Genomic DNA, 25,052 nt, shown 5'->3' with positions numbered 1-25,052 from the left:
GGATTGAAACCAAAAATAGCAGGTAATTCCGCAAATCTTCCTAATAATGTTCCAATTAATCAAAATCCCTATTAGGGATTGAAACTGGGCTGCTGATTGGAGGGGCGAATGAACGTTGCAAAGTTCCAATTAATCAAAATCCCTATTAGGGATTGAAACTATATTGCTCAACTGCATCATTGAAAAACTTAAAAGTTCCAATTAATCAAAATCCCTATTAGGGATTGAAACTTTGAAATCAGTATTGATGACCATGATTGTTGGTACTAAGTTCCAATTAATCAAAATCCCTATTAGGGATTGAAACTAATCTCTTTACATCGGCTGCATTTTTTAACTTGAGTTCCAATTAATCAAAATCCCTATTAGGGATTGAAACGGGATTAATTAGTGGTTTAAGTGTGCTAGTGCCATCGTTCCAATTAATCAAAATCCCTATTAGGGATTGAAACTGGTAGCCGCTCTAGAAGCGCTCAAACAACCAGGTTCCAATTAATCAAAATCCCTATTAGGGATTGAAACACTACTGGGCTAATCTCTCAAATTAGAGCGAGAGTTCCAATTAATCAAAATCCCTATTAAACATCTCCAAAAATGAATGTAGAGACGTAGCACTGCTACGTCTCTACAAGGGTTCTAGATAACATATATTTAATTTCTAAAGATATCTATTAGGTATTGAAACAATCTTTGGCGCTAAAATCAGTTTTATGGATGCAAGAGTGTAAGATAGCGGCGAAAATAGATGGATACCCTAATTACACCAGAAAGAATTGATTTGCCTCCTGGCGCTGTCTTGAAACTCTTGGGAAACTGGCAAGATTACCAAAAGCTGCTTTTGCAGTTTGGCGATCGCACTGTGCCTCGCATTAAATATCGGCCAGGAGAGATTTTATTAATCGCTCCTTTGCCTGAACATGGGAAAAAGGTAAGTTTACTTGCATAGGTGGTTGAGAAACTTTTTAGCAATCTGAATAGGAGCGATCGCCTTGAAAATAAGAGCTATGATGATGTAGCGTTTTTACCAGAATCCATGTCGGACATAATAGTAACAGTCAACGGCATCCCTATGTGCCATAATCTGGGTTACGCTTGAGTAATGAACTACGAAACAGCTCGCAAAATCCTCATCGACCAAACAATCGCAACTGAGGAAAACCCAGATGCCCTGTTAACGCGTATGAAGCAGGGAAAACCCCCAGTACCCGGTCAGATCACCTCGATTTTGTTGGCATTAAAAGTGGTATTTGAAGCCCTCAAAGATGCCCCCAGTCTAGACCGAGAACTGGCTTTGGCTCTTTATCAGTTGGGTATTAAGGCTCAACAGCTATTTGCCGCAGGTCGCAAAGCGGGGATTGAATGGCCGCCACTGTTAAAGGAAGACTTGCTAAGAATTTCCTTAGCATCTGAAAGTATCTTTTCTGGTACGTGGCAAACCCTTGCTACTGTGGGGTTGGGGAGGCTGTAGGAAGTATGAAAGATGAAATTTCAAACTTTTATCAGCTTTCATCCTTCATCTTTTGTCCTGTTAACGAGTTCGCAGTTCTGCTTCCAACTTGTCTAAATCAGTTTTGAGTAAAATCGTCATCTGACCAGTGAAAGCTTTTCCTGCTTTGGGTTGGGCAACTTCCACCCAGTAGACGTAGCGATCGCCTACTCGCAATTCTCCCTGTAAAGCTTCTCTGATGGGAGTTTTGGCATGACGCGCCGAGTTAATTGTACTCTGGTTGGGATATTGGTACACGACTTGAGCGCGATCGTAGTCTTGATAAACATCCAAACTATAAATTACCCGTAAGGATTCTTGGAGACGCGCAACTGACATGCCGTTAATGGCATCATACATAGTTATGCGCTCAGTGCGAATTCTGCCACGGTCTTGGGTAAATGCCACTTTACCGGGAGGCAATACCGATGCTAGAAAAGTGAATCGTTGGGCTGCTGTGTCACTTTTTTGGACAAATAATCGTTCACCAACACCGGGGCGAAGTGTAGGATGTGCTTTAATCCAGGTACTTACTTCTTCTGTACTTTGACCTGGTAAAGCATTAGCTTTGGAATCTACAAGCGTTCCTACCCACAGCCAGGGCACTAAAGAAAAAGGCAAAATCAAAAAGTTAAGCAGAGATTTTCTGAGCATTTTTCTGTTCAGGACTTTCATGGAAATTCCCCGTTAGAGAGTAACCATAGTTTTCCCGTTTTTCAGCAAGATTATTTCAAGCGTCAAAGACGAGGATCGTCTACAGGTGGATGCCAGCCTCCTTGTATCCATAACTGCCTAGATTCTTGGATAAATCCTTGGTTGTGAAATTCATCATTAATATCTAGTCGATGACAAGTTGCTCTACCTGTAGGACTTTTGCCAATGATCTTTAGTCCATCACCTGTCCAAATGAAGTGATCTACCCACGCTTGCTGACGAGGATTGAATAGCGCGACTTCTTGCTGAGTTTGAGCATCAACGCCAGTTGTGAAGTTATAACGACGCTCATTACAGCGACGACAAGCTAGAGCTAAGTTGTCATCTTCATCTGAGCCACCTAATGATTGGGGAATAAGATGATCGATTGTGAAGCGATCTGAACTGGAACGTTCTGGAGAGTGGCAATATTCGCACAGATATTTAGCTCTTTCACGCACAAACTGCCGAGTGCTATCTTTAACACCCACGACTAGCAATCAGTTTAGCGTTAACAAAAGTCAGGATACGCTCCAGTTCAGCAATTCCAGCATATTCGGCTTCTTCTTCAGGAGTCAGCAATCCAGCTTTTCTTTTCTCAAGCAATTCCTCTAGACGAGCATGTAACTCATCTGTGAACTTAGCAAGGTTAACATTATCAACTTTCTCGATGGTGATGCCAGAGCGTAGCCATGACGAGGGTTCAATCATTAATACTGGGGTAATGACTTGAGGAGTCATAGTGCTTTAGCCTAAAGTCTGTGGTGCTATATCTAGTCATTGTAGTAGCAACAGGTTGCTCTAGCATCGTCATTCATTTTTCCAGAATGATTCGCTTGTAGTAAGCGGCTCCAGCCCTGCTTTTATACAACTTAAATGCTCATTAGCTTAATCAGGGAGGCAGCAGCCCTCTTAATAGGCATTCCTAGTCGGAGGCTGGGCTAATTTATGTATCTGTCTGGTGCTAAAGCATCTTAGTAACTACCTCTGCTGTATCTTTCGACGAAACGACAGGAATTATCTCGAATTCAACAAGATCCTGCCAGTGGAATATCCACTCCTGAAATAAACGTAGATCGTCACATTCCATCAGTTGAAAGCAACGATCAAAATTGACTTCAACCCAGCTATCTAAATACTTCAAACCTTCAGGCATCATGCGCCCTTTCTCTTGAAATCGGCGGTATATCTCTTTAGCCTTGCCATTCTTAAATCGCTCGACCACCACAAATAACATCTTGTCTTCTTCCTCACACTGTAACTAATACGATTTAAGGAATCATCGCTACCTTGATTACCTTACGCGCCTTCATTTCACAAAACACCTGTTCTAAATCCTTTAATGGGCGTTGTTCACTGATGAGTAATTCAAAGGGTATTTTGCAACTAGCTATAAGTGCAAGCGCCTCCCGCACATACTCTGGTGTGTTGTGAAATACCCCTTTTAGCGTCAGTTCACTGTAGTGTAGCTGCTCTGTGTTGACGGTAATCGTGGTATCTCGTGGACATCCACCGAATAAATTCACAGTTGCACCGGGACGGGCGCAGGCGATCGCAGTTTCCCAAACACTTGGTACTCCAGTTGCTTCAATCACCACATCTGCACCCCATCCTTGTGTGAGGTCTTTTACTACACTAGGAATATCCGAGATTTGATGATAATTAAAGGTCTGGGCTGCACCTAACTTCTTACCAATTTCTAACCTGTGGTCATTACCTCCCCACAGTAAAACTTCAGCTTTCCCACTCAACGCCGCTACAAACATCAGCCCGATCGCCCCATCTCCCAAGACAACTACTCTATCTTTGGCTTTGATGTTAGAACGCGCTACCCCATGCAACACACAAGCTAAAGGTTCAGTCATAGCTGCTAATTCCCAAGGCAATTCATCGGGAACCTTTAACAAATTATGCTGCACTATCGGTGCAGGAATTTTCAAATATTCGGCAAAAGTCCCATTATTCCATGTCAAATTCGGACACAACGAATACTCTTGATGTTGACAAAAAAAGCACTCCATGCAAGGAGCAGAATTATTAGCAACAACGCGATCGCCTACTTGCCAACTCGTGACACCAGCGCCTACTGCTACAATTTTTCCAGCAGCTTCATGACCAAATAGCGTCGGCAGTTTTAGCATCTTCGCATGACCACCACGACGCCAGACTTTCAAATCTGTGCCACAGGTTGTTGCTACTCCTACTTGAATTACCACTTCGCCAGTCGCCGGAGTAGGGTCAACAACTTCTTCTAGACGTAAATCTTCTTGCCCATAAAGCAGCGCTGCTAACAAAGTTTTTAACCCACCAATTAGCTATACCTGATTTTACCAGTTGGAGCTAATTGATAGGTTAAAACTAAATCAGTCTTGAATTTTCAAAAGTAGCTAAATTAGCCTGTCATTTATCCTACAAATTTGAAATTCTATGAACTGACAGCAGGTTGGGGAAGTACTCCCGTGTTTCGGGTTTCCACATTAGTAGGATTAGGTAAACGAGTTACAGTTAACAGCGGTACTTCTTGTCGGCACGATTGACAAAACCAATACAGCTCACCATGACGAACATGACGCAGGAGGGAACCACCGCAACATGGGCAGGTGTTGGCTCTCATACTCATACCAAATGTCCTCCTTAAAAAAGTTGTTTTAGATGGATAAAAAAGTTGTTGATTAAAACTGGATTTTAGCTGCGTGAATGCGGCCATTCGATTTTATGCGGTCTTTGATAATTTGTCTGTAAACAGCTTCATAACCGTTAACCATTTGGCTAACGCTAAAATTGCTTTCTACGTATTCTCGACAGGTCTGGCGATTTAATTTCAAAGCTAGTGGAATCATTGCCGCCATTTCTTCATAGCTTTGGCAGACAAAACCTGTTTTACCGTGAGCAATCACTTCTGACACAGAACCTAAATTCATGGCAATCACTGGTGTGCCAGTTGCCATTGATTCAGTCATAACTAAACCAAAAGGTTCTTGCCAAGTAATTGGGAAAAGAGTTATTGCAGCATTGCCCAGAAGTTCAGTTTTTTCGGCGTGGTTGATTTCGCCTAAATATTCAATTTGCTGACCATCAATATGGGGGGCAATCTCTTGTTCAAAAAACTTAGAGTCTACTACATCAACTTTTCCTGCCATCTTCAAGCGCCAACCAGTCTGCTTAGCAATAGCGATCGCATGTTGTGGGCCCTTTTCTGGTGAAAAGCGTCCCAAAAATGCTAAATACGGTGGTTCTTGCGCTGCGGCTACAAACTTGTAATCTTCGAGTTCGATCCCGTTATGAACCGTGGCAACATAGTTGAGATTAAGTTGGCGCTGCGCGTTACTAATGCTGACGTATGGTTGTTTTTGATAGTAGCTAAAAGCGTTACGGTTATCCTTAGTAAAATTACCATGCAGGGTATGCACGGTCGGGGTTGTTGTTACTAAACTCGCTAAAGGTAGTGCCGAAATCCCTACATGAGAATGGATAATATCGAATTCCGCAGCGTGTTGGTAAACTTGACTTAGTTCTAGCATTTCGTACACGTCATGCTCTTTGACACTGGGGTCTAAGCGCAATGCACGCGGACAAACTGTTTCTAAATGAGCCAATGTGTGAGAATCGCCAGAGGCAAATAAAGTTACTTCATGACCACGACGAACTAGTTCATCTGTTAAGCGACTCACTACCAATTCAATTCCTCCATAACTAGGAGGTGGAACTCTTTCCCATAAGGGGGCAACTTGAGCGATTTTCATAAGTTGTTTTGATTCAGTCGGTGAAGTTGTCCTCAATAGTAATGAATTACATTTTATGAGGCAGAGCATTTGTACTTACTCTTCCGACATTTAAATTAACCTAATTGACTGCTAAAAGCACAATATTGGTTAACCGTACCGCAAATTCGCCACCGACAAATTTAGACTTGTGAGCAGTACTCAACTACACTTCTAAATTACAGCTGATCGCTTACTAACTTCATCTATCTTGGGGATCATAACTTTCTGGAAAATTTTGTAGCAAAACCTACAAAATTGCATATTTTGTAGCTGAAAATACTAAATTATTAGATGGGATCAATTTAATAAAGCCTCCTTTTGGCGAAATAGCAAAATGAAGAAAGGAATTATTAATGTTAAATAAACGTGCATAATTTACATAATTCTTAATTTCAACTTGACTCAATACTGTTAACTAACTAATGAAAATCGCTACTTGGAACGTCAACTCGATTCGTATTCGCCTAGAACAGGTGATCGATTGGTTAAGTAAAAATCCCGTTGATGTCCTCTGCTTGCAAGAAATCAAGGTTGTAGATGCCGAATTTCCGCGATCGCCTTTTGAGCAATTGGGTTATCATCTTTACTTATCAGGACAAAAATCTTATAACGGCGTAGCCCTAATTAGCCGCCAACCGCTCGTAGATGTAAGTAATGGGTTCACAGCGTTTCTGCCAAAACTTCAGCCCGAATGGGATGAGCAAAAACGGGTGATTACAGGTGTAATTGATAAGATTCGGATTGTGAATTTATATGTTCCCAATGGCGCAGCCGTGGGAACTGAGAAATACGAATACAAACTGCGCTGGTTGAAAGTGCTGCGAGAGTATTTGCAGTTGCTCCTGCTATCACAACCTGCTATTTGTGTGTGCGGCGACTTCAACATAGCCTTGGAAGCCAAAGATATTCACGAGCAAGTTAGTACAAACAATCACATTATGGCATCCGAACTAGAGCGCCAAGCTTTACGGGATATTCTTACCCTGGGATTTGCCGATGCCTTTCGCAAATTCACCACAGAAGGTGGACACTACAGCTGGTGGGACTATCGCGCCGCTGCCTTTCGTCGCAACTTAGGTTGGCGGATTGATCACCACTATCTTACACCTGTGCTTTACGAACGGGCAAAAAGTTGCATCATTGATGTAGCACCCAGAAAATTAACCCAACCCAGTGACCATGTGCCGGTAATTGTTGAATTTTAGATATGACCGAACAATTCACAATTGCGAATTGGTTCGATGGGATTGGAAATTGTGAAAACAACAATTTCAGTCAGCTTTAGCTGAGTTTTGCTATGAACCGCAAAATTAATTCTGAAGCGGACATGCAGGAAATGCGAAGATTCTGTAATTATCAAATGCGTAAGTTTAAAATTTCGCATTTGAACCATCTTCCGCCACAGGTTGAAAACCTATGGCTGATAGCAGAAGTCCTCTCAAGAGGACGAAACCCTATTATCGGCATGGATTTCATAACCTGATTACACTATCCCCTGCATCTACAAAGATGTGGGGGATAGTTTTTGGAGTATTAAGATGGATAAAGTGTGACCTAATTCGCCGACGTTGGCGTGAGGATATCTTGAGCATGATTATTAAGTATAAAAATATGCTCATCTTCATGTTCAAGAATTGATAAATGGGTTTTGAGCATAGACCGAGCATTTCGAGAACTATAAAAGCTGAAAGTATTGAATTTAGGTATTTATATGTTTTTGGTAACTGGAGCAACGGGAGGAATTGGTCGCAGAGTTGTGCGACTCCTACGTCAACGGGAGCAATCCGTGCGGTCATTTGTCCGCCTCACCTCGCGCTACAGCGAGTTAGAACATCGGGGTGCAGAAATCTTCATCGGTGATTTACGCCTGGAAAAAGATATCCAAAAAGCTAGTCAAGGCATCCGCTATATGATCAGCGCTCACGGTTCTGATGGTGATGCTTTATCTTTGGACTACCGCGCCAATATTGAACTCATTGACCAAGCAAAAGTTAATGGAGTAGAGCACTTTGTTTTTATTTCTGTATTGGGAGCCGACCGGGGATATGAAGATGCTCCGACGTTCAAAGCCAAACGAGCGGTAGAGCAATACTTGGAAGGTAGTGGCTTAAATTACACTATTTTACGCCCAGCTGGATTAGCATCAAATTTACTGCCATTAGCAGAACGGTTTCGCGAAACTGAGTTGTATTTGCTCATTGGCGATCGCAAAAACCGAACTTCAATTGTCAGTACCGATGATTTAGCAAGGATAGTAGTAGACTCTGTAACAGTTGAAGGTGCTCGTAACCAGATTTTCCCCGTCGGAGGCCCGGAGATTTTATTACGAGAGGATATTCCCCAAATTTTTGGTCGGATCTTCAACAAAGAACCAGTAGTAATTAACTCGCCACTATTTGTAATTGATGGGTTACGCAGTGCATTGGGTTTATTTAATCCTCAAGGACAAACAGCTTTGGGAACCTATCGGACATTGCTAGCAAATGAGTTTTTCTGTACAAAAGAAGAAATCGCCAATTTAGAGGCGATTTTCAACTTTCAATTGGAGACTTTAGAAAGTTTTTTGCGTCGTTATCTAGCAGTTTAGGGGCTAGGGACTGGGGACTGGGGACTGGGGACTGGGGACTGGGGACTGGGGACTGGGGACTGGGGACAAGGTGAATAAATAATTAATACCTAATACCTAATAGCTAATAGCCAATACCCAATCCTCAATATTCGATAATTTAAAATCCAAAATCCAAAATCTAAAATCTAAAATTCTATGAGATCTCCCATAGCTACAAATGCTGCTCAAGCACGTCAAACAAAAGAGCGCTTCGCCAAACCAGAAGAACAACTAACTTTTGAATTGGGGAAGGCTGTACAGGAATTACCACCCTTATATACTAGATTATTGGCGGGGACAATTAGCGTCATAGTTTTTGGGGCGATCGCTTGGGCGCATTTCTCGAAAGTCGATGAAGTAGCGACAGCACCAGGGGAATTAATTGCTTCCACACAGGTAAGACCTGTGACATCCTTGGGTGGGGGATCAATTGTTGCTGTCAGAGTGCAAGAAGGCGATCGCGTTACCAAAGGTCAAATCTTAGTTCAAAAAGATCCAGACTTGCAAAAAACCGATGTAACCCGCCTCGCTCAATCTACTAAATTGATTCAAGACGACTTGCAACGTTTAGATGCAGAACGCACTGGAGGCAAAATTGCTGGTACAAAACTGCAAGATGAACTTTTAAACTCTCGCCTGCAAGACTACCAAGCGCGTCAAGCAGGGGCGGAAGCAGAAGCAAATCGCCAACTAGCACTCATCGATCAGGCGAAAGTCCGCTTGACTCGATTGCAAGACAACTTAGTCAACGCCAAAAGCAGTGTGGCCAACGCCAAGACAAATCTTGCTAACGTTGAAAGTATCCGAATCAAAATTGAAAGTGTCTTGGCGATCGCTCAATCAAGAGAAGAAAATTTACGCACCCTCATTTCTCCTGGCGCTGTCCCTAGAGTCGATTACCTAGAAGCACAAGAAAGATTAGTTCGTGCGAAAACAGATATTACCAAAGCACAAGATGAAGTAGTCAACGCCCAAAATCGAATCACAGAGGCTCAAGACAAAGTTACATCTCTAGAAAAAGATATTGCTGCCCAAATCCAAGAAATTCGCCAAGCTGAACAAGCCTATCAAACCGCACGCAATCAAGCCCAGCGCGTAGCATCAGAACGCCAAAGTGAAATTTTGACACTAATGAACAAGCGCAAAGAAGAATTGACCACCGTTCAAGGTGAACTAGAGCAGGCGAGAAAGCAACAAGCTTTAGAAACAATCGAGGCTCCCTTTGACGGTACGATTTACAGAGTCAAAGCGACTAAAGGCCCAGTACAATCGGGTGAAGAATTGCTGTCAATTTTACCCGAAGGTGAAGAAATGCTGTTAGAGGTGAAAGTCCTTAACCGTGATATTGGGTTTATACGTCAGGGAATGAAGGCAAAAGTAAAAATGGCAACTTTCCCCTTCCAGGAATTTGGTACTATTGCAGGCGAAGTTGTGCAAGTTAGTCCGAATTCAATTGTTGATAAAGAATTAGGCTTAGTTTTTCCCACAAGAATTAAACTCAACAAACATTCAGTTAATGTGCAAGGTAAAAATGTAGAATTTACACCAGGGATGGCAGCAACAGGTGAAATTGTCACACGTAAAAAGTCGATTTTGACATTCATCACCGAGCCTGTAACGCGACGGTTTAATGAAGCATTTTCAGTGCGATAAGTTTGAACTGGGGACTGAGCATTGGGGAAAGGGTAAGGGATAAATGGGAAAGGGAAAAAGCATCCTTTTGCTCTTTAACCTTTTCCCTCTCTTAAAATTGCCCAGTCCCCAGATTAACTCATTCCCAACAATTTTCTATACGCCTCTATTCGTCGTTGGATTATTTGTAATAAGTTACCAAAATCAGGATTATTGCCATTGTTATTATCACTATTATCACCTGGAATGTTGGTATTGTTGCTTAGAATTCTGTCCGAGTATTGTAATTGCAACCATGATTCTGGATTAACCGACATGTCATTGTTTTCAAGTTGATAAATGGTATTAAAATTATTGGCTGGTATCAGATAATTTTCCGTCTGTGTAATTGTCTGACTTACCAAAGAATTAACATTGAAACTATTAAAGCTAGGAGTTGAAGCTGGTGTCAGATAATTTTCCGTCTGTGTAATTGTCTGACTTACCAAAGAATTAACATTGAAACTATTAAAGCTAGGAGTTGAAGCTTGTGTACTATTTCCTGCCGTCTCTGTGACGATTTGACGTACTTGAGCATCAGTCAGATTGGGGTTAGCACTGAGCATCAGCGCAACTACACCAGCAACATGGGGAGTTGCCATAGATGTACCGCTATATCTGCCATACTGATTTCCTGGCACTGAGGAGTAAATACCAACGCCTGGAGCTGTAACATAAGTAATTTCATTGCTGCCAGATCGATTAGAGAAATCAGCTATTTTGTTGTTCCTATCTACTGCGCCGACTGCAATACCCGACTTGTTTGCATAACGAGCAGGATAGTCAGGTAATGCTTCGCCATCATTACCTGCTGCCATAACAACAATCACTCCTTTGCTGCTAGCATATTCAATGGCTGACTTGAGAGTCCGGTTAGAAGAATTGCTTCCTAGGCTGAGGTTAATGACATCAGCTCCATTGTCTACAGCATAGTAGATGCCATTGGCTACAGAAGTAGAGGAACCAGAGCCAGATTCATTCAAAACTTTGACTGGCATAATCTTGGCATCATAAGCAATGCCAGTGACACCATAGTTATTATTCTCTCCTGCGATCGTGCCGGAAATATGAGTACCATGACCATTGTTGTCTTGGATGTTGTTATTGTTGTTGGCAAAGTTCCAGCCGTAAACATCATCAATGTAGCCATTGCCATCATCATCTATACTATTTCCAGCGATTTCCTTAGTATTCGTCCAGATGTTATTTTTTAGATCCTCATGGTTATAGTCAACCCCAGTATCTACAACAGCGACAACAACACCTTGACCTGTGTATCCTTGTGCCCAAACTTCTGGAGCTTTCACAAGATCTGCTCCCCAATTATTACCACCAAGATCAGGAACATCAGCGAAAGTATTTTTACCAGCAGCTTGAGCCACTGCTGCTGCTCCATTAATTAAGCCATAGCCATAGGTAGAGTTATAATTCCTAGTACTAAAAGCAGTAGTAGTAATGTCAGTAACATTTTCTGAACCACTACTATTGAGCAACTCTACATTAGTATCATCTACTTCTAGATTACTGATAGCTGAGTTGAAGCTACTACGACCGCTGAGACTGAAACCGTAGTCCTCCTTACTATTGAAGCTATCTACTGAAGAAATAGGAGTAAAATTTAGCCCTTGATTCGACAACAAATTTTTACTAATATCATCAATGGGCATAAGTATTTTCTCCTCAAAGATAGCAATCTTCTTTTGAAAAATTAATCTGTTAAAACCTTTGCCAAAAAAAGGTTTTAATTCATGAAAAATCTTCTATTGCCAATAATTACTATGAAAAATGAGAATAAAATGCTAATTTTATTACAAAAAAACACTATGAAAAGTGTGATTCTTATTAAGAGTTGATTTATAGAAAGCGGCGAAAAACCTCGTTTACTTGTGGGCGTTATTGGAAAGCCGTACCACCGCATAAGGCATAGAGAAGTATTGCCAATGTCCCATTCCCTATGCCAAAAACCATGCAAGAAAGTAGGCATGGTTTTTTATTCCACAAGGGAAAAGATTTTATCAATATTGTTACTGTTACTTCAGGAGCGTGCTAAAACTACTACCTCATACCCCAGTTTAAGACGATGCTTGAAGCTCACTACAATCAGTTGACTTTTGCCAGGAATTATGAGGTTCAATATTAGACACATTAGCAATGAGAACTACCTCTCCCTTAGCATTTATTTCCCACCCTGTAGCCTCGACGATAGTTTCTGGGTTGGGCTTAGTGGGATTTTGCGTAACAGTTGTATTAGATGAAATTTCGCTAATATCAAGAGTAATCCAATCTGCTAAAACAGCATCAGCGCTGAGGGGTTCCGTAGGACTGGAAGGCACGCCACCGCGTCCAGTAATGGTAAAAGTGTTTTGATTGCGACCTGTACCTGCTTTACAAACTTGGGCTACTTTTGGCTCAACTGGCTGGGTTGGTAATTTGATTAATCTCTCATTAGGATCAATATCGGGGGTATTGATATTTACTACACCGTTTAAAGTCGGATTAGTCTGGGAAATTGCCGTGATATCGTTAGTTTGTAAATTTTGTGGGTCTAGTTTTGTTGGCTCGTTGGTTTGCAGGCGTCTCGCCAAGTCTTTTCGACTACGCGGTTCTATACCGAAGACACCATAAGCTGTGATTTCGACCTTGCCACCAGAACCCGTAAAAGCATTAGCACTGATGTCGCTATTTTCATCAGGAACAGCAACGATGAAGCCATTGGGGGTATCTATAGTAATATTGCCGCCATTCCCACCACCAGCAGCCTCAGTACCTGCCGTAGTAGAGATTTGACTATTATTGCGTAACAGTAACAAGTCTTGTAATTTCAGTGTAATATTGCCACCATTCCCTGATGTGGTTTCAGCCAGTAATTTTCCTTCTCTATCTAAACGGATTTCACGAGCTGTAATATCCAGATTACCTGCATTTCCTGACTCTAAAGCACCTACAGTTACCAGAGCTTGATCTCGCACAATCAACTGCCCTGTAATAATCGATAAAGAACCTGCATCACCGCTACCTCGACTCCGCGCAAACAAACCACTGGGAAAACCATCAAGTGATGTTCCGCTCAGTTCCACAAAGTTAGAAGCGTGTACGCTAAGAGTTCCTCCTTTGCCTTGGCCACTCGTACCCGCTGATACCACTGCTCCATCTCGCACACTCAATTGCCTTGTCTTAATTGTTAAAGAACCTGCATTTCCGACACCTTGAGTCTGAGTAAACAAGCCACTAGGGTATCCATCGGAATCTGTTCCGTTAAGTTTTACAAAGTCAGAAGCGCGTACTGTAATATACCCACCCTTGCCCTGAAGAAGCGTACTAGATGATACCACTGCTCCATCCTGAACAATTAACTGGCTTGTATCAATTGACAAAGAACCCCCATCTCCAATATTTTCAGTCTGAGCAAACAAGCCACTAGTCCCGCTTAATTCTACAAAGTCAGAGGCGCGTACTGTAATATCCCCACCCTTGCCCTGACTAAACGTACTAGATGATACCGCTGCTCCATCCTGAACAATTAACTGGCTCGTATCAATTGACAAGGAACCCCCATCTCCAATATCTTCAGTTTGAGTAAACAAGCCGCTAGGTTTGCCAGTAATTACTGAAGTTCCGTTCAGTTTTATAATCTCCAAGGCGTTTACTTTCAATGTTCCCCCAGAACCGCTACCCTTACGAGCACTTGCTGATACGTTTCCCCCATCCTGAACGATTAACTTTTTCGTTTCAATGGTCAAGTTGCCTGCCGCGCCTTCGCCAAAAGTTCGAGTAAATAAACCACTTGGATTACCAGCATTGGTCTTACCACTTGGTACTGTTCCGATCACTTGCACAGAATCAGTTACTTTCACATTTAAACTTCCCCCAGAACCCGTCGCGCTCTCAAGAGCAGAAGTTGTTACTTGCGATCCATCTTGAAGAGTTAACTGCTCTGCTTCAATATAGATTTCTCTACCGTTTTGACTTCCTTTTGTTTGTGCGAATACTTGCGAAGTATCGCTGAGCGTGATGCTTCTACCTTGGATCTGGATATAACCACCGCCCTCGCCACTAACATCTAAGCGAGCTTGATTTCTCAGCAATACATTTGCTAGTGCTGCTTCATTAGGGAAGTTTAAAGTCTGCTGGTTCTTGCTATCTAAGTTCAGTCCTACTATTCCTGCTCCCAGTACGCCTCCCAATGCAATCTGACCATCTGGAGCAAATAGACTGTTACGCTCTAAATTAACATTACCGCCATCTAGGGTAACATTACCGCCCACCAAAGCCAAAGTTTTACCTGCTGATACCGCTAGTGTCCCCTGCTGATTAATCTCTCCCGCAGTCCTTCCAAATTGCAGTCCAATCGGTACACTCACTGTCAGTAGGGGTGTTTTTTGGACAGCAGTTGCACTAAAAACAGTATCATCAGCAAACTTAATACCGCTAGCTGTACTCGCCACAAATGAGCCACCCACATTGAGTGTGGCATTTGAGCCAAAGACAATCCCGTTAGGATTAATCAAAAATAAATTAGTATTAGAACCAAAAGAAGTCTCAAGCCTGCCTAGAATCTCAGAGATGTTACTACCCGTTATCCTAACTAGAATGTTCTGAATATTACTCGGATTCAAGAAAAGGGCTGATCTACCTTCTCTAACATTGAATTCTCGAAAACTGTGGAACAGATTACTGCCACGAGTTGCCCCACCTGTCAGCGCTTCAGTAGGATTACCAAGGTAGTTGTTGATAACTTGAGAGCTTTCATTTCCTAAGCTGTTATCACTAGTGATCACACTCTGGGCAAAGGCAGAACTTGCAAAATAAAAGACAATGCCAAAGGCCAATACCGCAGTAGTCGCTAAAGAACTTGCTAAATCTAATTGCCGAGAGCAACCTTTACCGTTTTGAGTCATTTGAGAATGTGCCTCTGATCAAAAACTCGCAAGTGGCGTTCAAAACTATGTTTACTACTTATGAAAATGCCTCATATCTAAACCCCCTCGCCACAAGCAGAGAGGGGGTTATTTTTCTTTTTCTCACACCCTTTAACGATTCTTCCTTCAGAAGAATACAACAATGTTTTTTGGGATGGCTTTAGGGTGAGTGGAAGGTATGAGATAGCTCTTGCGGCAGATTAAGGAAGTTTTTTAGGCTGTTCAGATGCCTCTTCCGGCTCATTGGGGGTTGATTGTGGGGGGGAGGATGGCTGTTCCTCATCTGATAATAATCGACGTGGTGGAGTTCCTATAAGAGGAAAGCCTGGTCTTGTGGGTTTTTTGTCACCCGATTGGGTGGCAACGATCGCCCCACTCTTCACTAAATTATCCAGTAGCCCTGATTTGTTAGTCATATGTAAATGTACCTCTTTCAAGAAACAGCAATTGAATAAATCTTTTGAAATGGGTTGCTGAGGATGAACGATAACCAAAAAGTAGTTTAGTAACCTGGAGACTTTCCTGATGGAATTTAGTGTCTCCTTTGATATCTACGGCTATTATCTAGGTTTTATGCAACAACCAAAAATTTTTTACACAACTTTATATGATTCTGAGCTAAGTACCTTACCTGCCCATACATTACTGGGATTGATTTGTCTGGCTTACCTAGAAAAATATTACGTTTTTCGCCCTGGCGACCTGACTATTTTGAATAGGAAACTGTTAGTTTAGCCGTATATTTGGGAACTATGTATACATTACCTGCACAAGTATTGCTAGTCAAGTAAATAATAGCTAAGTGGGCTGATAACATCTGCAAGTCCTGCGATCGCAGATTAGTTAGAACTAATGCATTTTCAGATTGGATGTTCGTTCAGATTTGGCAAGTTATCTACACCGTATCTGCCATTTAGTAGGCTGTTAAGCTTCCCAAGTAATCGATAATAGCGAAATCTCTACTGGGTTTTACTTCCATAGCCAGCTTTCACGCAGGAGGTTGAGAAAATTCAGGTCACTGAATGTAAATGGCAAACCATCCCGCTTTTAAAACTGGGGGATGAGGACTGTGGTGGCTGTGCAAGTAATTTTGAATTGTTGCTCCCACTTCCTCTCTAGGATGACGCTAGCTGAACAAGCGACTAAACTGTGGATAATGTCTAGCAATTGTTGCTTTTAGCACTACTTACATAAATTAAATTGCATTGTTAAACATCCTAAAATCTAATCCTGTTATATCAAATGGTAGTTATGTCAGTGTATCAAGGTAGTTCAGGGGAAACCGCCGATTTGATTATTGGTGTTCGTAACCAAGAAAACCATGACTTACAACCAAATTCTGCTCCTGTAGGTGCTCTTGCCACAAGGCAAGGAACTATTTCTACGTTTCTTGCTCCTCTGACTCAGGATACTTTTAAACAGGTTGTTAGGGATGTCGAGCAAAAATTACAGATTGTTCATCAAACCCTGTCAATGCTTGATTCTCAGGGGTTTGAAACAATTCTGCAAGAAATGTTGCATTCAATTACCTTAAAAACTGGGGAATTATTGGGGGCAGACCGCACGACAATATTTTTATTAGATGAAGAAAAAAAAGAACTTTGGTCAATAGTAGCGGAAGCGGAGGGCGATCGCTCTTTAGAAATTCGCATCCCAGCAGATAAAGGCATTGGTGGTGAAGTCGCTACTTTCAAGCAAGTTATCAATATCCCTTTTGATTTTTATAACGATCCGCGATCGCGTTTTGCCCAGGAACAAGAAAAAAGAACTGGCTATCGCACTTACACCATGCTGGCTTTGCCACTGTTGAATGAACATGGGCAATTAGTTGCAGTGGTGCAATTACTAAATAAATTAAACTCTTCTAATAATCCCCATGCTCCACTTGCAGAGCGCATTGATACTAAAGGTTTTACAAGTACTGACGAAGAATTATTTCAAGAATTTGCTCCTTCAATTCGACTAATTTTAGAGTCGTCGCGCTCTTTTTATGTAGCAACCCAAAAACAAAGAGCGGTGGCGGCGCTGATGAAAGCAATTAAATCGCTCTCTCAAAGCAGTCTCGACTTAGAAGATACTCTAAAGCGGGTGATGGATGAAGCGAAGGAACTGATGAACGCCGATCGCAGTACTTTATGGTTAATAGATCGCGATCGTCATGAATTATGGACGAAAATCACCCAAGACGATGGCTCAACAAAGGAATTGCGAATACCTGTAGGTAAAGGCTTTGCTGGCATAGTAGCTGCTTCTGGCAAAAAGCTAAATATTCCTTTTGATTTATATGACCATCCTGATTCTGAAACAGCAAAGCAAATTGACCAACAAAATGGCTATCGCACCTGTAGTTTACTGTGTATGCCAGTGTTTAACGCCGATCAAGAATTGATTGGTGTTACCCAGCTAGTAAATAAAAAGAAATCAGGGGATTTGCCGCTTTATAATCCAGCGTATTGGCCCAAGGCTCCCGAATGCTTCCAAGCTAGCTTTGACCGCAATGATGAAGAATTCATGGAAGCTTTTAATATTCAAGCAGGTGTGGCATTACAAAATGCTCAATTGTTTGCCACAGTCAAACAACAAGAACAAATGCAGCGGGACATTCTGCGTAGTCTTTCCAATGGAGTGGTTTCCACTGATAAAACCGGGTTAATTATCGCTGCAAATGAAAGTGCCAAGCGTTTGCTAGGGGTAGAATTAGAAGACCGTTTAGAAGGTAAATTAGTTAATGATGTAATTGGCATCAAAGAAAGCGACTTTAGCAAGTGGTGTCAGGACGCTTTACATGGAACTGAATTCAAAAGTCGTCAGCAGTATTACCCTGATCGCACACTCCTGACCACTGGTACAGAACAGCACAGTATTAATTTATCAATTAACACAATTGCTGATGCTAGCGATCAACAGCAAGTTCGTGGGGCGCTAGTTGTCATGGAAGATATCAGTGATGAAAAGCGCCTCAAGAGTACAATGTACCGCTATATGACCCAGGAATTAGCGGAAGAATTGCTGAAATTGGATGATGCTAAATTAGGAGGCGATCGCAAAGAAGTTTCAATTTTATTTTCTGATATTCGTGGCTACACTACTTTGACGGAAAACTTGGAAGCAGAAGAAGTGGTGAGTATGCTCAATGAATATTTTGAATCAATGGTAGAGGCAGTTTTTAAACATAAAGGTACTCTTGATAAATACATCGGCGATGCGATCATGGCTGTGTTTGGTTCTCCTTTACCATTAGAAGAACACGCTTGGATGGCAGTACAAACATCTCTAGAAATGCGCCATCGCCTACAAGATTTTAATCAACGTCGTTATATAGCTAATAAGCCAAGAATTAACATCGGCATAGGCATCAATTCTGATACCGTGATCAGCGGTAATATTGGCTCTAGTAAACGGATGGAATTTACCGCCATTGGTGATGGTGTTAATCTTGGCTCCCGATTAGAAAGTGTTAGTAAACAGTATGGTTGCGACATTATTATTAGCAATAACACTTATCAACCTTGCCAAAATGATATTTGGGCGAGAGAACTAGATTACATTCGCGTTAAAGGTAGAAATGAGCCAGTAGCCATATACGAATTAGTTAGTTTGCGTTCTGACCCAATTAGTAGCGAAAAATTGCAAGTAATTGAGCATTATCATAGAGGACGCGAGTATTATCTCAATCGCCAGTTTACTTTTGCTAAAGCCGAGTTTGTTAAAGTTTTGTCCGCTGATAAGAATGACAAAGCTGCTATGTTACATCTGCGACGTTGCCAGCATTGGTTGCAATCACCCCCATCAGATGCAGATTGGGATGAAGGCGTTTGGACGTTTCATGAGAAATAAGCTTTGTAGCTGTGATTAATTAATTTATCATGCTGAATTTATAATGCGATCGCACTATGTCCGAACTTGAGATGGCCAATTGCGATCGCATTTTTATTTAGTTATTTGGAAGAATCATTGGCAGCATTGTAGGAGGTGTGGCAGGATTTTTTATTGCCGGGTCTGCTGGCATTATCGTTGGAATTAGTGCTGGTGGTGCATTATTAGATGAAATTCAAGATGCACTTTAAGTCATTTTTTTCATCTAATAATTGTTAATGAATATTTCCTCGCCTCTAATTAAATTCACAAGAGGCGATTTTTTTTATAGCTATAAAAAACATTGTTTCACATTCACTAAATTTGGATTTTATAACCCAAAATGGAAAGTACAGCTATCTTGGAATATAGCTTAAAATTAACTGTTACTCGCTCTGTAACAGAAGGTAATATTAATATGCACACTGAGTTCAAATTTAGATCGTTGTAATAGAAAAAATATATTTAAATTGTTTTCTGAATAAAATTAATATTTCTTAAATTAAGTTTAAAAATCTTGGAATTGAATTAAAAATAACAGCGATCGCTTCTGAGGTGGCAATTACTTTGTAAAGGATAATTGATATTTGTTGTCAAACTAACTGGTGAGGTTACACACTAGAAGTACAACACAGGCAATTATTCTATGACTGCTATTTCTAGTTCTAGCTTTGAAATAAAGCGACCCATTTGGCAAACCGCCATTATGCTGACTTTGGGCTTTTGGCTCAGTGCCAGTGTAGTTTTAGATTGGGTAATTATGCCTAGTCTTTATCTTTCTGGGATGATGAATCAGGCTGGTTTTACTACAGCAGGCTATGTGATTTTTTGGAATTTTAATCGCATGGAATTATTATCTGCTGCTGTAGTATTAACTGGGGCGCTGGCTTTAAGCAAAACACAATCTCACTGGCGTCTTGGTGGTATTGTTTTATCTGCGCTGCTGCTAACTATAGCTTTGCTTGATACCTATTTTTTAACTCCGCAAATGTGCGCCATAGGAGTTCAACTCAATCTATTTGAAGCCGCTGCTGCAATTCCATCGACGATGAATTTACTGCACGGTAGCTATTGGCTACTAGAAATAGTTAAGCTAGTGGCTGGTGGCACACTTTTAAGCTGGTGCTGGCGACAACAATTTTAAGAATTCAATCTCACGTAAAAATTGTAAAGACGCTAAGAAACACTTGGCGTCTTTTTGCTATATGGTTTATCTGAATGCACAACCTAAAGGATTTAGTTACGGCGTTTGCTCAGAATCCGAAGAAGCTTCATTGTTAAACAACAGCAAGCGTGCAGCAAGGATAGCAAACCCCACAGCAGCGATCGCTTTCAACAAGCGTGTGGGTAATAATTCTGCTACTGCTCCCCCTGCTAATGCTCCTAAAAGGCTAGTTAATAGTAGTGCGCCGGCTGCACCGAAGAACACAGCACGCGGAGATTGACAACGCCCTGAAAGTGCGATCGCCGCTAACTGACTTTTGTCACCTAACTCTGATAAAAAAACTGTAATAAAGCTTAGTCCTAAAAGATGCCAGTCCATATTAATTAAAGGGGAGTAGGGGAGTGGGGGAAGAAAATAATTAATGACCTTTGACTTTTGACTTTTGACTCTTGACTCTTAACAAATGACTCCTATTTTCTAACTACCCCTGAAAAACATCCCAAAATAGCATTAGAGAAATCACCAGCAACATTACTCCTGCTGATTTTTCCACAATTTTGGGGCTGAGTCGGTTGGCTATCCAACTACCTAAAAGCACACCCAATAAACTTGTGGTTATCAGTGCAGCCGCAGATCCTATAAATACTATCCACGGTGACTGAGATTCTGCACTCATTAACAAAGTGGATAGCTGAGTCTTATCTCCGATTTCTGCTAGAAAAATGGTGATGAAGGTTGTACCAAAAATTGCCACTGCTGATTGCTGCTTTTGAGGACTATCGGCAACTACAGGCTGAACTGGCTCAATTAGCGTCGCAGTAGTTAATTTGGAATCAATGCTGTCTTCCAGTTCTAGCTCGATCTCAGTTTGAGATATGCCAGAAAAGCCCAAAGGTGCAGAATCAAGTTTCACAGGCAGTAGTTTTCTTCATAGGTTGCTTTCATATTCTTATCATATTCTCAGATTTCTGTAATAAATTGCAACCCCATTGAGAAGAAAGAGAGTGAGAAACAAAATCACAGCCCAACAGATCGGTCAAAGCGGAGCATTTCCAGGCTGCGATCGCCATATACTCCCTCTATTTGCTGGCGACAGCAGTCAATGGCAAAATCGTTGAGTTCTTCTGGCTCAATTCCATACATATCTTGAAATATTTTTGGATCTACACGGCAGAAACGAGGACGATTATCATAAATGCGGCATTCTCGTGTGGTACGGTCTAAATTAACGCACCATCCTCCTTCACCTACCATGCTGAAATATAGTTCCAGTTCTGCTGGTGAAAGATACTGCTCTAAGTCTGGACGCTCTGCTGGATCAAGATTACAGCAGGCTCCACATTGCTTTACACATTGCCAAGTTGCCATTTGTTTGGGGATTAGAGATTAGGTATTGGGGACTGGGTATTGGGGATTAGGGATTAAAAATTGGAAATTAGCAAAATTCCTTCCAGTCAACAGTCAACAGTCCCCAATCCCCATATTTTACGTTTTTATGTTTTTTCTTATACTTTTGTTAAGTAAATTAAATGCGACTGACGCTCGCCGGATATGATCGAAGGCGGGTTTTGCAACTAAGCTATTGAATTTTTTAAGGCTATTGGGAGGAAAAGAGAAAAAATGGACGCTTTGTTTAACACCTTCACTAGTATCAATTGGGAAGTTATTTTCCAATTACTGTCTGTAGCTCTGATTATAATTGCTGGGCCAGTGGTAATCTTTTTGCTGGCATTTCGCAACGGAAATCTATAAGAGTGCTGAGTGCTGAGTATGAAGAAGTGTAGAGGAGCCAGTTTGTTGCAGGGATTTCCTCCATTGTGGCAACTGGCATTGCTAAACTGAAGAAATTTGTTGAAGTTAAAACTCAAAACTCATTACTGATACTTACAACTCAGCACTCAAGACTGACAATGCTTTAAGAGCAGCTTGGATAATACTGTCATACTGTGGTTGAGATAAATCAACTTCTTTGGCATTCTCACGATTAGTACCTAGTAAACCAATGATATGTCCTGGCTGCATAACTAATACTTTGCCTTCAGGATTTTTAATTCTTAATTCTGATTCCAAACCATTTTTATAAAAACCACAAGTATACTGACGCTGGTGATATTCAAAGGTGGTGCTTGACGGGGTACGTGGCAAGGCAAAAAATTGGTGAGACTGTGGGAGTCTGACACCTATTAGCTCTAGCTCAATGGTGGTGTTGCCATTAAAGTGATTTTCTCGTAGTTTGTATGCCACATCCACTCGTGGTGGTAGAGGGAAGTAGTCGCGCCAACGCCAGGCGATCGCTTTGATTTTATACTGCTGATGATCAATATTTTGGATGAGTGTGAGTTTGATGTGACCTTTGCCAATGGTTTGTTGCTCAACTACTTGAACATTGGGTGTCCAAAATATCGGATCGGGGTTGTCCATACCGCAGGGGTGCAGGGCATTAAGCTGTTGATAAAACTGCTGATTGATTTCATTAAGGTTGAGTTGAGCATCAATTTTGAGTAGAGGTTTGAGGTGCTGAGGTTCAAGACACTGATTAGCAAACTCACTCAAACGCGATCGCAACGCCTGCAAATTCTGCGCCTTTAGAGAAAATCCCCCGGCTGCTTTGTGTCCGCCAAATTTGCCGAGTAAATCGTGACAATATTCCAAAGCTTCAAATATATGAAACTCTGGAATTCCTCTTGCTGAACCGCGTATGTGTTCTTCATCCTCATAAGTACCGATGAACACCGGGACGCCATAGCGTTCTAGTAAGCGGGAGGCAACAATTCCAATAACGCCATGATGCCAGTTGGGTTGGACAATAAACAATACACGATCTTGTTGTAGAGAGGTAACAAATTCTGTCTCTACATAAGCGATCGCTTCTTGTTCAATTTGCTCACACATTTGCTGGCGACTAGTGTTTGTTTGTTCGCACTGCATTGCAAGTTCTAACGCTATCCCCATATCATCTGTAGTCAGCAGTTCAATTACTGTCTGGGGATTACCAATCCGACCGATAGCATTAATTCGCGGCCCTAAGCGAAACCCAATATCTTCCGGCTTCAACGATTTTGGATTTTGGATTTTAGATTTTGGATTGGTAATTGTTATTTGGTTATTGCTACTCTTCCCCTGCTCCTCTGCTCCCCCTGCTCCCCCTGCTCCCCCTGCTCTCTCATCCCCCCGCGCCTGCACCCCAGCTACTTGAATTAACGCCTGTATTCCAGGTAATTGTGATTTCGGTAAATGCTGTAAACCGCGTTTTACCCAGCGGCGATTCACACCAGTTAACGGAGCTAAATCTGCGATCGTGCCTAGGGTAAACAATGCTAGCATCGGCTTAATCAAACCTTGCACCTGACCTAGATGTTGTGCTAGACACACAGCCAAGATATAAGCAACACCAACGCCAGCAACACCGCGATAAGGTGAAAATTCTGCGATCAATTTGGGGTTGAGGATAGCATTAGCTGGTGGTAATTGTTGGGGAATGTCGTGGTGGTCGGTGACAATAACAGCAAGACCAAGTTCTCTAGCTCTGGCTATGGGTTCAAATGCTGATATACCGTTATCGACAGTCAGAATGAGCCATACATCTTCGCTGTGAAATTCTTCAACAATGCGTTTATTAATGCCATAGCCTTCATGCATCCGACTGGGAATTGCGTAATCTACTTGTGCGCCTAAAGCGCGGAGACTACGCAATAATAAAGCAGTGCTAGTCATGCCATCAGCATCATAATCACCGCAAATGGCGATTTTTTTTTGAAAAGCGATCGCTTCTTGCAACAACTCCAAACTAATCGCCAAATCTGGGAATTCTTCTAGTGGTGAAGGCAATATTAAAGACTCTGGATCTAAAAATGTTTCTACTTGCTTTGGTGTTTCAATACCGCGATTAATCAATAGCTGGCCGATTGTGGGTGAGATATTTGTCGCAACCGCTAGCTTTTGAGCTAATTCCGTTTGCTGTGGCGAAATCTGCCAGCGTTGATCAGGCAAGCGTCTGTGGCGTTTTGGGGGTTCGGATGAAGGTCTATCAGGCATTTAGCTATTAGCTGCTATCAGGTATCAGCTTACAGTCAAAAGGGTGAAGCATACTTCACCCTTTTGATTACTTATACCCAAAGGTCAAAAAACTCTACCAACTGTTTACTTTATAAGATGAGTTCAAAATGTTCAACTTTTGGAAATGGATCGTAAAAATGATGCAGAAGTTGTTTCCATTCCTGATATTCAGGAGATCTTCTAAATCCGACTGTATGCGCTTCTAAAGTTTCCCATCTCACCAGCAATAAATATTTGCCTTTAACTTCAAGACATTTGTGGAGTTCATGGGATATATAACCATGCATCGACGAAATCAGATCTGAGGCTTGTTGGAAAGCGCTTTCAAAATCTTGCTCTGTATTACTTTTGACACTGAGCATTACTACTTCCAAAATCATAATGTGTATTTTAAAATACGTTTACGCGACCATCGTTGAGTATGTAGAGAGAGCGATCGCCTGGGTAACTATTACCAGGACGGATTTCTAGACGTAATGTACCAAAATTTGGTTTAGAAACAATTGCTTGTAATGGCAACCCTGTTTCATCCCAGAATACAAGAGAGACATTTGGTTGTGTACCGTCTCCTTGCTCCAATCGTAATTTCTGCCCAGGTTGCAAGGGAATTGGAGTGGTTCCTTGCAGTTTCTCTAGTTTCACCAAGCCAGATGTGGTATTTACCACTTCCAAGCGGACACGTTGACCAGGTATAAACTGAACTGGGCGTGAACCGCACTTAGAAGCGCAAGTTCCAGCCAGTGTAGCGCTGGGGTTATCGATTAATGCAAGGCTAAGAACTGTTGCTATTAAAGTTACTGGTACTAGCTTCAACATGAAATCACAATTATATTTA

General features: G+C 41.6%; 25 protein-coding genes and 1 CRISPR repeat array (1 of these 26 running past the window's edge). Of the genes, 9 read left to right on the top strand and 16 right to left on the bottom strand.

The features are described 5' to 3' along the window. Nucleotides 1–522: direct repeats of the CRISPR family, unit length 37 nt; it reaches 3,951 nt to the left of the window's first position. Between the two features lie 223 nt (nt 523–745). After that, complete coding sequence (locus FNW02_RS01120; RefSeq protein WP_191755757.1) at nt 746–946, top strand: hypothetical protein; 201 nt, start codon at nt 746–748, stop codon at nt 944–946. Nucleotides 947–1,099: 153 nt separating this feature from the next. Beyond that, nucleotides 1,100–1,468 (top strand): Dethiobiotin synthetase, encoded by a 369-nt coding sequence (locus tag FNW02_RS01115; RefSeq protein ID WP_191755756.1) that lies wholly within the window; start codon nt 1,100–1,102, stop codon nt 1,466–1,468. A gap of 60 nt (nt 1,469–1,528) precedes the next feature. On the opposite strand, the gene FNW02_RS01110 is transcribed toward FNW02_RS01115, so the two are convergent. From FNW02_RS01110 to FNW02_RS01080, 7 genes are all read right to left on the bottom strand, one after another. Continuing rightward, nucleotides 1,529–2,140, bottom strand: coding sequence for a hypothetical protein (locus FNW02_RS01110; protein ID WP_191756030.1), 612 nt, complete (start codon nt 2,138–2,140; stop codon nt 1,529–1,531). Nucleotides 2,141–2,223: 83 nt separating this feature from the next. Beyond that, nucleotides 2,224–2,670: an HNH endonuclease gene (locus FNW02_RS01105; protein ID WP_191755755.1), complete on the bottom strand. Its 447-nt coding sequence runs from the start codon at nt 2,668–2,670 to the stop codon at nt 2,224–2,226. Continuing rightward, entirely contained in the window at nt 2,660–2,920 is a 261-nt protein-coding gene (locus FNW02_RS01100) for a hypothetical protein (RefSeq protein WP_191755754.1), read from the bottom strand. The genes FNW02_RS01105 and FNW02_RS01100 overlap by 11 nt, the downstream gene beginning before the upstream one ends. Nucleotides 2,921–3,143: 223 nt before the next feature. Beyond that, a complete protein-coding gene (locus FNW02_RS01095; protein ID WP_191755753.1) occupies nt 3,144–3,416 on the bottom strand; it encodes a DUF3303 domain-containing protein in 273 nt (90 codons plus the stop codon). Nucleotides 3,417–3,450: 34 nt separating this feature from the next. Next, nucleotides 3,451–4,473, bottom strand: a complete 1,023-nt coding sequence (locus tag FNW02_RS01090; protein ID WP_191755752.1) for a zinc-dependent alcohol dehydrogenase — start codon at nt 4,471–4,473, stop codon at nt 3,451–3,453. A 131-nt stretch (nt 4,474–4,604) separates the two neighbouring features. Next, nucleotides 4,605–4,799 carry a hypothetical protein gene (locus FNW02_RS01085; RefSeq protein ID WP_191755751.1) on the bottom strand — a complete coding sequence of 65 codons (195 nt, stop codon included), beginning with the start codon at nt 4,797–4,799 and terminating at the stop codon, nt 4,605–4,607. A gap of 52 nt (nt 4,800–4,851) precedes the next feature. Next, entirely contained in the window at nt 4,852–5,922 is a 1,071-nt protein-coding gene (locus tag FNW02_RS01080; protein WP_191755750.1) for a glycosyltransferase family 4 protein, read from the bottom strand. 443 nt (nt 5,923–6,365) lie between these two features. Between FNW02_RS01080 and xth the strand changes: the two genes are divergently transcribed. The 3 genes from xth to FNW02_RS01065 all read left to right on the top strand — a co-directional run bounded on the left by xth (nt 6,366) and on the right by FNW02_RS01065 (nt 10,204). Beyond that, nucleotides 6,366–7,148: an exodeoxyribonuclease III gene (gene xth, locus FNW02_RS01075; RefSeq protein ID WP_191755749.1), complete on the top strand. Its 783-nt coding sequence runs from the start codon at nt 6,366–6,368 to the stop codon at nt 7,146–7,148. Nucleotides 7,149–7,654: 506 nt separating this feature from the next. Continuing rightward, nucleotides 7,655–8,530 (top strand): SDR family oxidoreductase, encoded by an 876-nt coding sequence (locus FNW02_RS01070; RefSeq protein ID WP_191755748.1) that lies wholly within the window; start codon nt 7,655–7,657, stop codon nt 8,528–8,530. Between the two features lie 177 nt (nt 8,531–8,707). Then, nucleotides 8,708–10,204, top strand: a complete 1,497-nt coding sequence (locus FNW02_RS01065; RefSeq protein ID WP_191755747.1) for an HlyD family efflux transporter periplasmic adaptor subunit — start codon at nt 8,708–8,710, stop codon at nt 10,202–10,204. Nucleotides 10,205–10,317: 113 nt separating this feature from the next. On the opposite strand, the gene FNW02_RS01060 is transcribed toward FNW02_RS01065, so the two are convergent. The 3 genes from FNW02_RS01060 to FNW02_RS01050 form a co-directional block, all read right to left on the bottom strand. After that, nucleotides 10,318–11,889: a S8 family peptidase gene (locus FNW02_RS01060; RefSeq protein WP_191755746.1), complete on the bottom strand. Its 1,572-nt coding sequence runs from the start codon at nt 11,887–11,889 to the stop codon at nt 10,318–10,320. Between the two features lie 405 nt (nt 11,890–12,294). Then, nucleotides 12,295–15,120, bottom strand: coding sequence for a beta strand repeat-containing protein (locus tag FNW02_RS01055; RefSeq protein ID WP_191755745.1), 2,826 nt, complete (start codon nt 15,118–15,120; stop codon nt 12,295–12,297). A 221-nt stretch (nt 15,121–15,341) separates the two neighbouring features. Continuing rightward, nucleotides 15,342–15,557, bottom strand: a complete 216-nt coding sequence (locus tag FNW02_RS01050) for a hypothetical protein (RefSeq protein WP_191755744.1) — start codon at nt 15,555–15,557, stop codon at nt 15,342–15,344. 109 nt (nt 15,558–15,666) lie between these two features. On the opposite strand from FNW02_RS01050, the gene FNW02_RS01045 reads away from it, so the two are divergent. The 3 genes from FNW02_RS01045 to FNW02_RS01035 all read left to right on the top strand — a co-directional run bounded on the left by FNW02_RS01045 (nt 15,667) and on the right by FNW02_RS01035 (nt 20,140). Then, entirely contained in the window at nt 15,667–15,876 is a 210-nt protein-coding gene (locus FNW02_RS01045; RefSeq protein ID WP_191755743.1) for a hypothetical protein, read from the top strand. 516 nt (nt 15,877–16,392) lie between these two features. Next, a complete protein-coding gene (locus FNW02_RS01040) occupies nt 16,393–18,978 on the top strand; it encodes a GAF domain-containing protein (RefSeq protein WP_191755742.1) in 2,586 nt (861 codons plus the stop codon). 664 nt (nt 18,979–19,642) lie between these two features. After that, nucleotides 19,643–20,140 (top strand): hypothetical protein, encoded by a 498-nt coding sequence (locus FNW02_RS01035; RefSeq protein WP_191755741.1) that lies wholly within the window; start codon nt 19,643–19,645, stop codon nt 20,138–20,140. 96 nt (nt 20,141–20,236) lie between these two features. On the opposite strand, the gene FNW02_RS01030 is transcribed toward FNW02_RS01035, so the two are convergent. The 3 genes from FNW02_RS01030 to FNW02_RS01020 form a co-directional block, all read right to left on the bottom strand. After that, the gene (locus FNW02_RS01030; protein WP_191755740.1) at nt 20,237–20,539 is read right to left on the bottom strand and encodes a TMEM165/GDT1 family protein; all 303 of its coding nucleotides are present in this window, start codon (nt 20,537–20,539) and stop codon (nt 20,237–20,239) included. 103 nt (nt 20,540–20,642) lie between these two features. Continuing rightward, on the bottom strand, nt 20,643–21,074 hold the full coding sequence (locus FNW02_RS01025; RefSeq protein ID WP_191755739.1) for a TMEM165/GDT1 family protein: 432 nt from the start codon (nt 21,072–21,074) through the stop codon (nt 20,643–20,645). 104 nt (nt 21,075–21,178) lie between these two features. Beyond that, entirely contained in the window at nt 21,179–21,529 is a 351-nt protein-coding gene (locus FNW02_RS01020) for a YkgJ family cysteine cluster protein (RefSeq protein WP_191755738.1), read from the bottom strand. Nucleotides 21,530–21,781: 252 nt separating this feature from the next. Here FNW02_RS01020 and psb30 point away from each other — a divergent pair, with 252 nt between their 5' ends. Continuing rightward, on the top strand, nt 21,782–21,913 hold the full coding sequence (gene psb30 / locus FNW02_RS01015) for a photosystem II reaction center protein Ycf12/Psb30 (protein WP_191755737.1): 132 nt from the start codon (nt 21,782–21,784) through the stop codon (nt 21,911–21,913). Nucleotides 21,914–22,045: 132 nt separating this feature from the next. On the opposite strand, the gene FNW02_RS01010 is transcribed toward psb30, so the two are convergent. The 3 genes from FNW02_RS01010 to FNW02_RS01000 all read right to left on the bottom strand — a co-directional run bounded on the left by FNW02_RS01010 (nt 22,046) and on the right by FNW02_RS01000 (nt 25,033). Then, on the bottom strand, nt 22,046–24,196 hold the full coding sequence (locus FNW02_RS01010; RefSeq protein WP_191755736.1) for a single-stranded-DNA-specific exonuclease RecJ: 2,151 nt from the start codon (nt 24,194–24,196) through the stop codon (nt 22,046–22,048). 110 nt (nt 24,197–24,306) lie between these two features. After that, a complete protein-coding gene (locus tag FNW02_RS01005; RefSeq protein WP_191755735.1) occupies nt 24,307–24,597 on the bottom strand; it encodes an antibiotic biosynthesis monooxygenase family protein in 291 nt (96 codons plus the stop codon). Between the two features lie 10 nt (nt 24,598–24,607). Beyond that, nucleotides 24,608–25,033: a hypothetical protein gene (locus FNW02_RS01000; RefSeq protein ID WP_191755734.1), complete on the bottom strand. Its 426-nt coding sequence runs from the start codon at nt 25,031–25,033 to the stop codon at nt 24,608–24,610. Nucleotides 25,034–25,052 lie beyond the last annotated feature (19 nt).

The sequence above is a fragment of the Komarekiella delphini-convector SJRDD-AB1 genome, assembly GCF_014831675.1.
In the GTDB taxonomy this organism is placed as follows: Bacteria; Cyanobacteriota; Cyanobacteriia; order Cyanobacteriales; family Nostocaceae; genus Komarekiella.
Note: the sequence above shows the minus strand (reverse complement) of the source record. Positions and strands in the feature narration are given on the sequence as shown.